Below are 12,249 nucleotides of genomic sequence, written 5' to 3'. Positions count from 1 at the left end.
TTAAAAAGTAAAAATTAGCCAGTTTTAGATTGATGATGGTTTATAGGAAGTGGAGTTGAGATGTCACGGGGATGATAAAACAAAAACGACGATTTTTTTTTTGAAGGGAACGTTATCCCCTTTAACAGGAAGGTAAAGCGGGATTTTGTTACTGTACTTAAAAATTGCGATGAGTAATATCATTACATAATATAAGTTTCTTGTTTAATGGTCTCATTAAAAAGATTTGGCGTCTAAATGTAAACAGGTTTGCTAAAAGGTGTATGAAAAGTTTTATTGTAGTTTAAGCTTACACAGTAACAATTTAAGTGAAAATAACAGGTTTTGTAGAGCGCGTTCGTTTATGCCAATTAGTTTGGGCGGATAGACATTGTTTTTTTCTTGTGACAGAATTTATTTAAAACATCATCGTAAACTGATTTTGGCCTAGGTATAAAAGAGTATTTGGAAAATTATTTATTGTTGAGCATCCAAATAGCTTTGCAGCAAGATGGTGGCGGCCATGCTATCAATGCTAGTTTTACGTTTTTTTCTTTTGACATCCGCGCTGATCATGAATTTTTCTGCTTGAGCACTGGTTAAGCGTTCATCCCAAGTTTTCATTTCTAGCTCGGTTTTTTTTTGTAAGTTGTGCATAAAGCGTTCTATTTCTGCTTGCATGAGGCTGCTCTCTCCACTGAGACGCTTGGGTAAACCAAACAGCAATAAGTGTATGTTTTCTTCTTCAACGAGTTTTAAAATATTTTCAAAAGCCTTGGAGTTGTTTTCAATGTACTCTCTTGGATGTGCGCACATGCCTAGTGCATCGCTGATGGCAATGCCGATGCGTTTGCTTCCATAATCTAGAGCCATGATTTTTTGCATCATTGTTTATTTATTATGCTAGAGTGAAGAAAAACTCAAGAAGCATGATTAATTGTTTAAGCTGGTGGCGGTGAAGGATCGTAGTCACGATAATCACTGTCAATCATGGGTTTAATGGCCAGTCTATGTCCAGCGCAGCGGGTGAAGACTTCAGCTTCAATTGAGGGGTGAGACGGTAAGCCATCGATGACAGGTAAGATTAATACACTGCCTCTTTGAGCCTGGTTTACAGCCAAAAACCCACCATTTCTGATGTAGGTGCCATTTTTTTGTAAGGTGCCTGGAGCCATCGCCATATCAGAAGCACGTGAGTTGGCACTAAACTGAGTTTCTTTTTTACCGTTTTGGGTTGCAACAATATTATCCAAGCTGTAGGCGGTTATGGTACCGTCATTCTGTAAAGCCAGAATCGATCTATCCTGAGCAGTAGCCACTTTTTTGAAGCTCCAGTCAGCATTGGTCATATCAACAGCATTGCGTTTTTCACTTTGTAAAGTAATATGGATAATGCCGTTTTGAGTATTGCCCACAAGAGATGATTGGTAAATATCTTCAAGTGTAGATCCTTTTTCAAACAAAGCTTCAACTTGTGGCATAATCATCACACCATAGGTGGGGGTAACAGAGAACCACCCCAATTGCGAAAACCAGTTATCAACAGGAGCTTGTTCTTGAGCAACTGTATTTCTTAACCAACAGCCATCAGGGGTGATAGCGTTGCCGTCAATCATGTCTTCTATTGCAGGTTCAGGCAGTTCGTTGGTCAGGTGTAAAACCTTACACAATGCAGTTGAACCTCTACCTTGGCCTTGTTGAAAACCCACCGCCAACAAGTCACCATACATGTTTAAGGATGTGATGGTGGTTCCAGCCAGTTGATTGGAAAAATCCAAGGTTCTGGTAATGGGAGCCAAAGGTCTTCCAGTTGTAGCATCTTCTTTGTTAATCCTATAGCCAATTTTTGGAATGCCTGTAAATGAGGCAAAAACATATTCTCTTCTTTCAAGGCGATTGCCTTTTTCAACATGTAAAACGTTGGTTGTCACCAGGTTCATGGGTTGAACAGCACCAGCAAAACGCACTTCACGTTTATTATAAGAAAAGTCAAGCGCACCGCTTTTGCTGTCAAACGGAATGCCATACAAACCTTTTTGTTGCGTCACCCATACTTTAAATGGGCTGACCGCAATGTTAGAGGCGTTTTTTTCGTCAGCACTGAAGTTAAGGCCACTGAGTGTTTGTCCAGCGCTTCCAGAAATTCTTTGGCCATTGATGATGGTATTTCCATTGTTCAGAACTCTTCCGTAGCTGTTGCCTTGGAATGCATCATCTACGGCAATTAGAGAAATTCGGCCAGTACTTGATCCGGTGTTAACCTCCCAAGGACGAGAGCCGGAACCACCATTGTCAACAACTTCCCATGGATTGTTGCTTTGTTCAATAGGAATATTGCATTGATCTTCTGGGCTTAAAACGTAAACAAAGTGTTTGTTGCCTCTCCATTCAACACCATAATTACTGCCGCCAGATAATGACGATGATGTATTGTTTTCAATGGCATTGGCTGCTGCGGCACGCTGTTGAGGTGGATTGATATCACCTCTTTGAGTGAGATTGCATCCACTCATCAGAAGAGCAGTAGAAATTGATAAACTGTAAAACAAACCACGCATAAGCAATTTATCTTTTAACACGTTGCGTTTATTTTCACAAGGGTTAAAATGAGTATTGCTGTCCTCATGTAATTTATTTCTTTCTTTATTTTTCCTACACTTTTTTTTCATAAACTTAGACCTCAAATTATCTTTGTCTGTATCTAAAAGTAATACAAGGATTATGCCAAAGTAAAAATAAATAAAATCAATAGTTTATGTGTTGATACAAAGGGCAAAAAAAGAGTGTTGGGGTGAGAATGTCCCAGGTTGAGAGTATTGTTGTTTTGATATCGACAGCGCCATAAAAATGCAGTAGTTAGAGTCTATGCTTAAACAAAGCTTTAATTTTCACTTTTATCAAAAAGGGCTAAGCTTGAAACATCGTGTTTTAGCAGCAATTCTAACTTTATTTGGCGCTGGTTTATCAATTAAAGCTCCTGGAACAGTGGGGTCACTATTTGCTTTAGGTTTGTGGTACGCATGTGGTTTAAATAAAGTGGGTATTGTTTTGCAGTTGTTTGCAGCCCTTTTCATGGCGGTTTTGGGCTACTTAACCTGCTTGCTCTATGAAAAAGAATCCCAAGAAAAAAATAAGGATAGTCAACATATTGTTATTGATGAAGCTGCAGGACTGTGGCTGGCTTTAATTGCGATACCTGACCAACAGTGGTGGGTGGCCTTACTTATTTTTATATTGTTTAGGGTGTTTGATATTATAAAAATATTTCCCTGTAATTCTATTGATCAACGGATGAAAAACGCTGCAGGTATTATGTTGGATGACCTTATTGCAGGTATCTATGCCAACACAACAGTATATGTTTTGTTATCAATGTTTAAATGGTTATAAATCATGCTTATCAAAAATAGTGTAGAAATTATTGTTATTGGTCATGAGTTGTTGGATGGAAGAAGAGTAGATACCAACAGTGCTTGGTTGGCTAGACAACTCAACAGCTTAGGTCTTGAGGTTCTGTATAAACAAACGGTTGCTGATGAAATGGATGCGATTGTTGCGGCTATGCATTTAGCCTACCAACGCGCCGATTATGTTTTGACTTCTGGAGGTTTAGGGCCAACATCCGATGATTTAACCTTTGCGGCAGTGGCCAAGAGTTTGGGCTTGGATCTGGTTTACCACAAGGATGTTGAAGATAAAATAAAACATAAATTTACTCAACTTGGCAAAGCCTATGCAGAGGCCAACCGGCAGCAAGCAATGTTACCAGCTGGAACCAAGGTTTTATCTAATCCACTGGGGACAGCACCTGGTATTGAATTTAAATATGCGAAGCGTCAAGCAACGGGACTGGGATTCTGTTTGCCTGGGGTTCCTGTAGAAATGCAGGCCATATTTTTACAGCATATTGTTCCTCAGCTAGCGCACGCTAGACAAGACCAAAATCAAGTTAGACAAGAGAAAATTTTTACTCTAAGCGGTGTCTCTGAGTCTGCCTTTACCCATAAAGTGGATGCTTTATTTGAAGAAGATAATAAGCTAGCAAAAATTATTCGCATTGCTTATACAGCATCGTATCCAAAGCTGGATGTTACCTTGAGTGCCTATTTAAGTAAAAAAGAATTTCATCAACGGGTTGATCAGCGCTTTTTAAAAGAGTTTGGAGCCTATGTTGTTGCTCAAGATGGTCAAAGTATAGAAGATGTCTTGGTGAATATTTTTAAGCAAGAAGGACTCAAACTTTCATTTGCAGAGTCTTGTACGGGCGGGTTGTTAACGGCAACCTTGCTTAATGCAAGCGGCTCATCGGCTATTTTAGAAGAGTCTTTGGTGTGTTACAGCAATGATTGTAAACATAAAAAACTTAACGTACCCTTAGCATTACTCAAAGCGTATGGCGCAGTATCAAGTCAGTGTGCTTTGGCTATGGCCAAGGGGCAGTTGGATAATAGTCAAGCAGATGTTTGTGTATCGGTGACGGGTATTGCCGGCCCTACAGGAGGAACACAAGATAAGCCAGTAGGTTTGGTGTATATCGCTTTGGCAGTGTCAGAAAGTCTTGAACAGAAATTTGGTATTGATTTTGAAGAAAGCTATTGGGTGCGTGAATTTAAATTTAACGGCGATCGGCAAAAAAATAGGCAAGGAGCAGTAATGGAAGCACTTAAGTTGCTCAAAGAGTTAGCTAACTGCCTAGAATTAAAGCTTTAAAAAAATAAGTTCACAATGTGTTGCGTAAAATCAAAAAATTTGATTATAGTTACACATATCAAAATAACACTGAGAGAAAAGAATTGCTCTTGGGGATATAACCAAAAACTGGGTGAAAAAGCTACGCCTTAGGCCTAAAATCAGTTATGGAGTACGGATAACAAAACAGTTGAGAAGGAGAGTCAAAAATGTCATTAGAAGCCAATAAAACCAAAGCCATTGATTTAGCTTTAGCCACCATTGAAAAACAATTCGGTAAAGGATCCATCATGCGTCTTGGGGAGCAAGATGCTGTTGTTAAAGCTCCTGCTATTTCCACAGGCTCTCCTAGTTTAGATATTGCCTTAGGTATAGGTGGTATACCCAAGGGCAGAATAGTAGAAATTTATGGGCCAGAATCCAGTGGTAAAACCACATTAACTTTGCATATGCTGGCTAACTGTCAAAAAGCTGGGGGTGTGGCGGCATTTGTTGATGCTGAACATGCTTTAGATGTGACCTATGCGGAAAAACTGGGGGTCAATACAGCAGACTTACTCTTGTCTCAACCGGATGCCGGTGAACAAGCTTTAGAGATTACTGAAACGCTTGTTCGCTCAGGAGCAGTGGACTTAATTATTGTTGACTCTGTTGCGGCTTTGACTCCTCGTGCTGAATTGGAAGGTAACATGGGAGACTCACACATGGGTTTACAGGCACGTCTTATGTCACAAGCTTTAAGAAAACTGACAGCAGCCATTGCTAAATCCAATACAACTGTGGTGTTTATTAACCAGATTCGCATGAAAATTGGGGTTATGTTTGGTAGTCCAGAAACTACAACCGGGGGTAATGCGCTTAAGTTTTACTCATCTGTTCGCTTGGATATTCGTCGTATTGGAGCAATTAAAAACGGTGATGAAGTCATTGGTAATAAAACCCAAGTGAAAGTGGTTAAAAATAAAATGGCTTCGCCATTTAAAAAAGTTGAGTTTGATATCATGTATGGTGAAGGTATTTCTTATGTGGGAGATATTTTAGACTTGGCTTTGGCACAGGACTTGGTTGAAAAAAGTGGAACTTGGTTTTCATACAACGGAGATCGTATGGGACAAGGCCGTGAAAACGCTAAGCAATACTTAAGAGATAACCCAGATGCTTTAGGAAATTTGGAAAAACAAGTTTATGAGGCAGCGGGTTTAGATGCACCAAAGCGTATTAAAGCAGATGTCAAAAAAACAGCTAAAAAAAATACGGATGCCAGTAAAGAAACATCAGAAACCAAGACATCATAAAACTTCAGTTTTTAATCCATTGAAATCAAAAGCGCTGCAAAATTTTGCGGCGCTTTTTTGTTTTTATTGTCTAGCGATAGCTTGAGGGTTATGATGGTCTAATGTATCAGATTAGAGATTTGCTCAATATTGCGGTTAAAGGTAAAGCATCAGACTTACACATTAAGCCTGGAATGATGCCTATGTTCAGAGTCAACGGTAAATTGTATCCTATAAAAAATGGCAAGGTGGTGACACCAGAAGATACAAAACGTATGGCTTTTGGCATGATGACTCAAGAACAAATTAAGCAGTTTAAAGAGAGACCTGAGATGGATGTTGCCCATAGTGAGGATCACATTGGAAGATTTCGGGTGAATATTTTTCAACAGCGTGGATCAGTAGGAATGGTGATCAGAAGTATTCCTTTTGATGTGCCAGACTTAGAAAGCTTGGGCTTGCCTGAAGTAATTAAAAACCTGTGCGATAAGCATAGGGGGCTAGTTTTGTTCACCGGTGCCACAGGTTCAGGAAAGTCAACATCATTGGCAGCCATGATTAAAAAAATTAATCAAACACGCAGTGGACATATTCTAACCATTGAAGATCCTATAGAGTACCTGATTAAAGATGAAAAATGTATCATTAATCAAAGAGAAATAGGCTTAGATACCGATAGCTTTTCAACAGCTTTGAGGGCGTCTTTAAGACAAGACCCAGATATTATTTTGGTGGGTGAAATGAGAGATAAAGAAACCATTGAAACAGCATTGGTTGCTGCAGAGACCGGTCATTTGGTTTTTTCTACTCTGCACACATTGGATGCTGGAGAAACCATCAATAGAATCTTAACCACTTTTCCACCGCACCAACAAAAACAAATTCGCTTACAATTAGGGTCGGTTTTACAAGCGATTATTTCTCAGCGCTTGGTCCCCACTCAAGATGGTAAAAGCAGAGCTCCAGCGTGTGAAATACTCATCAATAATAGCAGAATTAGAGAAATGATAGAAAATGAAGATAAAACCAGAGAAATCAGCGATGCGATTGCTCAAGGTAAAACCAGTTTTGGTATGCAAACATTTGATCAATCCCTTATGCAACTATTAACGCAAGGATTAATTTCTTATGATGAGGCTATGCGCCAATCGACCAACCCAGATGACTTTGCGCTTAAAATGAAAGGGGTTGATTCTACCGGAGCTTCTAAATGGGATGATTTTGATGGTAGAGCCCAGGATAACAGTGAAAATAAAGGTGATTTACCTGATGATGAATCCATGAGTTTTGAGCGCTTTTAAGGGCAGTCGAAGCCAAGAGGTGATCTAAGCATGCTGGATTTTTTGCTAATGTGAAACGTAAATATTGCGCTAGGTCGTAATATTTCGTAGGTATGGAACATGTCAAAAAAAGTTGTTCAATCGCATGAAATTAGAGAAGCCTTTTTAAGTTTTTTTGAGTCTAAGCAACATAAGCGCGTGCAGAGCGCATCTTTAGTGCCAGCAGAAGATCCAACATTATTGTTTACTAATGCTGGAATGAATCAATTTAAAAGTATCTTTACTGGAGAAGAACAAAGGTCATACAACAAAGCTGCTTCTGTACAAAAATGTGTCCGTGCTGGCGGTAAACACAATGATTTAGAAAACGTGGGTTATACGGCCAGACATCACACATTTTTTGAAATGTTGGGTAACTTTTCATTTGGAGATTACTTTAAAAAAGAGGCTATAGCGTTTGCTTGGGATTTTACAACCCAGTATTTACAGTTTCCTTTAGAAAAATTGTATGTGACTGTTTATCAGGAAGATGATGAGGCCTATAACATCTGGAAAAATGATATTGGTTTGGATGAGAGCAGAATCTATCGCTTTGGAGAAAAAGATAATTTTTGGTCTATGGGTGAGGTTGGGCCTTGTGGACCCTGCACAGAATTATTTTACGATCAAGGTGAGTCCGTACCGGGTGAAAAACTAGGAGATGATAGCGATCGCTTTTTAGAGTTCTGGAACTTGGTTTTTATGGAGTTTGAGCAAAAAAAAGATGGCTCAAGAATAAAACTCCCCAACCCATCCATTGATACGGGTATGGGTTTAGAGAGAGCCAGTGCATTGGCTCAAGCTGTAACCAGTAATTATGAGTCCGATTTATTTTTGCCATTGCTCAATCACTTGGGACAAAAATCTCAAGGACGAAACTACTATGATATTGTCAGTGAACAACAAGCTTCATACAGAGTGATTGCAGATCACTTGCGTTGTATGACCTTTCTTATTGCAGACGGTGTTCTTCCCAGCAATGAAGGCAGGGGCTATGTGTTAAGAAGGATTATGCGCAGAGCCATGCGCCACGGTAAAAAAATAGGTTTTGAAAAACCATTTTTACATCGTTTTTCATTGGATGTGATTGAATCCATGCAGCAATCTTACCCTGAATTACAAAAGTACAATTTGCAAATTCAAGATTGCATAGAAAGTGAAGAGAAAAGATTTTCTCAAACGATTGATAGAGGAATGAAACTTCTAGAGGAAGAGATTGTTAGTTTAAATAATAGTAAATCCAGTGAACTATCAGGTGAAGTTGCGTTTCATCTGTATGATACCTATGGTTTTCCTGTTGATATGACTGCAGATATCTTGCGTGAAAATAATTTAAGCTTGGATGAAGTTGGCTTTGATCAAGCGTTTGCGGAACATAAAGAAAAAGCTAAAGGATCTTGGAAAAAAAGTAACACAGAGGACTTAACTGAGATCCTTGACCAGTGGAAACAAGATAAACTGAGTAATCATTTCTTGGGTTATGACAGCTTAACAAGCACGGCTAAAATAACTGCTCTGGTTAAACAAGGCAAAAGTGTTGATGTACTTAAGGAAGGTGAAACAGGCCTTATGGTATGCGACCAAACCCCCTTTTATGGAGAAAGTGGTGGTCAGGTGGGTGACCAAGGATTGGCAGAAAGTACCGTTGGGCAAGCAAGCATTATTGATACACAAAAATACCTTAATGATTTGCATGTTCACTCCGTTCATGTTGAGCAAGGCAAACTTGAACTTGGAACTGACATCAATTTAAGTGTGGATGCAAAACTAAGACAAAAAACCGCGCAGAACCATACAGCTACACATTTATTGCATGCAGCTCTGATTCAAACTTTAGGAGAGCATGTCAGACAAAAAGGATCTTTAGTAGGGCCAGATAAACTACGCTTTGATTTTAGTCATAGCAAAGCATTAACAAACGGTGAGATTAAAAAAATTGAACAAGTGGTTAATGAACAAATTTGGTCTGGCAAAAAAGTAGAAAAAAAGAGTATGAGCATGGAACAAGCCATGGCCAGTGGAGCCATGGCATTATTTGGTGAAAAATACGGTGAAGAAGTCAGAGTTGTGAGTATTGGCGACTTCTCTGTTGAGCTGTGTGGTGGAACTCACCTAGGAGCCAGCCATGAAGTTGGCTTATTTAAAATTATCAAAGAGACTAGCGTGTCTGCTGGAGTTAGACGCATAGAAGCCTTAACATCAGACAGCGCTTTACGTTATTTGAATAAACAACAAGAGCAGTTGGATAAGCTGGTAAAGAAACTTAATGTTTCAGCAGATAAGTTAGAAGAAAAAGTTGAGCAACTTATTAAACAAGGCAAACAAAAACAAAAATCTGTTTCTGCACAAGTTGTAGCCAAGTTTGAACAGGCCACTCAAAATCAAATAAATAATGTGGATGTGGTCTATCAAGTTTTTGATGGTATGGATGTCAAAACTTTGCGAGATGTATCTGATAGATATCTTGAAAAAATACAAACAGGGGTGGTTATTTTGGCCTCTAATATTGAGGGTAAAGTCAGTTTATTGTGTAAAGTATCCAAAAACTTAACATCCAAAATTCATGCTGGGCAGTTGGTAAAAGAGGCTGCCGTTCTTATAGGTGGGTCTGGTGGCGGAAGACCGGATATGGCTCAGGCTGGAGGTCAAAATCCAGCTAAAATTGACGATGCCATCAAACACATTCTAGGGCTTGTAGAAAAAGCAAACGGTTGATTTTCTTATTTTTCAGTCAAAGTAGCTTTGAGCTTAGCCATTTTATCAAGGTATTTTGTTTTTACTTGTGTATCTGTTTGTAAAGCTAAAATCTTTTTGCTCTGTTCATAATTTTTGAGCCTATAGTAGGCATAAGCTGTTTTGTATTGTGCCTCTTGATGCAGTTTGGGATAGGTGTAGTTATCCAATAAAGGCTCTAGGCGATTGATTGCGGCTGTGGCTTGTTTTTGTTTTAAATAAAAGCTTCCAACATATAGTTCTTTTTCATAGATTTTTTTCTTGGCTTGTTTGGCATAAACTAGAGCTTCTTTTGCAGCTTCAGTTCCTGGATACAAGCGAATCACTTCATTAAAATAGCTAATTGATGATTGGGTGTAGCTTTGGTCTCTTGCTATTACTTTATTCCCTTGCTTAAGCTGCGACAAACCAATTTTTAAAGTAACATAGTTTATTTTTTCATGCTTTGGATAATATTTTTTAAATTGGCTGTAAGCATATTCGGCTTCGAGGTAATCTTTATTATTGAAATAGGCATCACATTTTAAAAGTGCTGCCTGGGTAGCGTAACTGCTTTGGGGGAATCTATTTTCAAGATTTTCAAAGTATAAGGCGGCTTCTGAGTAGTTTTTCTTATCAAAAAGAGTTTTGGCCTTTTTGAATAAACCTTGAGCATTATCATAATCATCAGGTGTTTTTACTGAACAGGCAGATAAAGCTATTGTACTTAAAATAAGTGCAAAACAATAGTTCCAAGTTGTGTTAGATACATTGAACATGTCTTTGGACTAACCTATCTTGAATAAATGAGCAAGTAATCAAGAAATTTACTGACGGTCAGAGATTATTGTTTTTCTTTGTTTAAATCAAAGGGTAGTTTTGTTTTACAAGATAAAGTTTGTTGTTCAAAGGGTAGCACGTAGTTTAATTGCAGGTGTCCTTGGCTTTGAGTTTTTTTGGAAAAATCCAAAACCATTATAAAGTCCAGCACCACAGAATTGTACGGAGTTTCTTTCGGAAGCTTCTGTAATAATGTGTTTTTAAAACTTTTTTTTATATCTTTAACTATTTTTAGCTTTGCTCGGCCATGTTTGTTGATGCTGCCATGCCACATAGGTTCTTTTTCATCTGGGCCGCAAAAAAGTTCTAGCTCTTGAGTGCTTTGACAAAAGAGTTGCTCTGATTGAAATTCTTCTTGATCAAATTGATAGACAAAGTTTTCATCAACCTTTTCGTAGTTAAGCGCACAATTTTGTTCACCGTCAGAAAAATTCATGGTGTAAACTCCATCTAGTTTAGCAATATTATCTTTAGTTATCGTGATTTGCTTGTTATCAGCATTTTTTTGATGCCTGGACTCTTGATTCTTACAAGCGAACTGTAAGCTACTGATTAAGAGAAGAATCAAAAAACGGTACATAGTAAGTGACATGTAGCACAAAATTACAATTAAATCCAAAAAATAATGCAATGTGTTATATAAAATAAACTGTTTTGTCCTTTTCTTAATATGATATGTGAATTATGGAATGAATAAAAATCGCTCATTTATATTACTATAGGGGATAACATGTTTTTAAAAGCATTTTCCTTATATTTCAACAAGCGTGAGAAAAACCAGACTTATGGCCCGAGTAACTATGCTATGTTTTTTATTGGAATAGGGCTTATATTGGGTTTATATGCTTGCGGAGGAAGTGAAGACAATAACTCACCCCCTCCTCCAGACAACAAGTTTGCTGAAAAAATTGATTATTTTCCAAGCATTGATGAGCTTGAAAGTAACAATCAATCCATCATTTCATTGACCTTTTCTACACAAATGGGAGAAGAAATTGTTATTGAAATCAATAACATGGCCACATGCAGCAGCAATGAAACATCATGCACGATTCTAGTCAATAACGGAGAAAATGATTTAGAAGCCAGTGGGGACTTTTTAACCTGGACTGGCGGCTTGGCTTTTGTGCAGTGTGAAGCTTTGGATAACCCACAATGTCAGATAAACCTAGATAATTCAGGCAATTACGCCATAGGCTCAAGTTCATAAGTCTTCCTTTAGTTTTTTATATTTTTTCTCGCAGTTTTTTAAAAATAATGTATATATGCATGCTGTTGCCCAGATAGCTCAGTCGGTAGAGCAGAGGATTGAAAATCCTCGTGTCGGCGGTTCGATTCCGTCTCTGGGCACCACTTTTCTCAAGAATTTCAGTACAATTTAGATTTTATTTTTTACTCAAAATGTGGGTAGTCGGAATCGAACCTGCGGTTCGCCT

The 12,249-nt window shown here is 38.3% G+C and carries 10 protein-coding genes and 1 tRNA gene; 7 read left to right on the top strand and 4 right to left on the bottom strand.

Going from position 1 to position 12,249, the window contains the following annotated elements; translation table 11 throughout:
* Nucleotides 1–456: 456 nt before the first annotated feature.
* Both ruvX and MRY82_07825 read right to left on the bottom strand, forming a co-directional pair.
* On the bottom strand, nt 457–867 hold the full coding sequence (ruvX, locus tag MRY82_07830) for a Holliday junction resolvase RuvX (protein MCI5072830.1): 411 nt from the start codon (nt 865–867) through the stop codon (nt 457–459).
* A gap of 53 nt (nt 868–920) precedes the next feature.
* The gene (locus tag MRY82_07825; protein ID MCI5072829.1) at nt 921–2,648 is read right to left on the bottom strand and encodes a hypothetical protein; all 1,728 of its coding nucleotides are present in this window, start codon (nt 2,646–2,648) and stop codon (nt 921–923) included.
* A 244-nt stretch (nt 2,649–2,892) separates the two neighbouring features.
* On the opposite strand from MRY82_07825, the gene MRY82_07820 reads away from it, so the two are divergent.
* The 5 genes from MRY82_07820 (at nt 2,893) to alaS (ending at nt 9,976) form a co-directional block, all read left to right on the top strand.
* Nucleotides 2,893–3,369, top strand: a complete 477-nt coding sequence (locus MRY82_07820) for a phosphatidylglycerophosphatase A (protein MCI5072828.1) — start codon at nt 2,893–2,895, stop codon at nt 3,367–3,369.
* A gap of 3 nt (nt 3,370–3,372) precedes the next feature.
* Nucleotides 3,373–4,689: a CinA family nicotinamide mononucleotide deamidase-related protein gene (locus tag MRY82_07815; protein MCI5072827.1), complete on the top strand. Its 1,317-nt coding sequence runs from the start codon at nt 3,373–3,375 to the stop codon at nt 4,687–4,689.
* A 188-nt stretch (nt 4,690–4,877) separates the two neighbouring features.
* A complete protein-coding gene (recA, locus tag MRY82_07810) occupies nt 4,878–5,963 on the top strand; it encodes a recombinase RecA (protein MCI5072826.1) in 1,086 nt (361 codons plus the stop codon).
* Nucleotides 5,964–6,064: 101 nt separating this feature from the next.
* Nucleotides 6,065–7,243, top strand: coding sequence for a type IV pilus twitching motility protein PilT (locus tag MRY82_07805; protein ID MCI5072825.1), 1,179 nt, complete (start codon nt 6,065–6,067; stop codon nt 7,241–7,243).
* 99 nt (nt 7,244–7,342) lie between these two features.
* Nucleotides 7,343–9,976 (top strand): alanine--tRNA ligase, encoded by a 2,634-nt coding sequence (alaS, locus tag MRY82_07800; protein ID MCI5072824.1) that lies wholly within the window; start codon nt 7,343–7,345, stop codon nt 9,974–9,976.
* A 5-nt stretch (nt 9,977–9,981) separates the two neighbouring features.
* Here alaS and bamD read toward each other — a convergent pair whose 3' ends face one another.
* Both bamD and MRY82_07790 read right to left on the bottom strand, forming a co-directional pair.
* Complete coding sequence (gene bamD, locus MRY82_07795; GenBank protein ID MCI5072823.1) at nt 9,982–10,752, bottom strand: outer membrane protein assembly factor BamD; 771 nt, start codon at nt 10,750–10,752, stop codon at nt 9,982–9,984.
* 65 nt (nt 10,753–10,817) lie between these two features.
* Complete coding sequence (locus MRY82_07790) at nt 10,818–11,405, bottom strand: hypothetical protein (protein ID MCI5072822.1); 588 nt, start codon at nt 11,403–11,405, stop codon at nt 10,818–10,820.
* Between the two features lie 138 nt (nt 11,406–11,543).
* Here MRY82_07790 and MRY82_07785 point away from each other — a divergent pair, with 138 nt between their 5' ends.
* Together MRY82_07785 and MRY82_07780 are read left to right on the top strand one after the other, a co-directional pair.
* Nucleotides 11,544–12,023 carry a hypothetical protein gene (locus tag MRY82_07785; protein ID MCI5072821.1) on the top strand — a complete coding sequence of 160 codons (480 nt, stop codon included), beginning with the start codon at nt 11,544–11,546 and terminating at the stop codon, nt 12,021–12,023.
* A 67-nt stretch (nt 12,024–12,090) separates the two neighbouring features.
* Nucleotides 12,091–12,166, top strand: a tRNA-Phe gene (locus MRY82_07780).
* The last annotated feature ends 83 nt before the right edge of the window (nt 12,167–12,249 follow it).

This window comes from bacterium (assembly GCA_022763185.1).
Taxonomy (GTDB): domain Bacteria; phylum Bdellovibrionota_G; class JALEGL01; order JALEGL01; family JALEGL01; genus JALEGL01.
The sequence above is the reverse complement of the archived record's forward strand: the minus strand, read 5'-3'. Positions and strand labels throughout refer to the sequence as shown.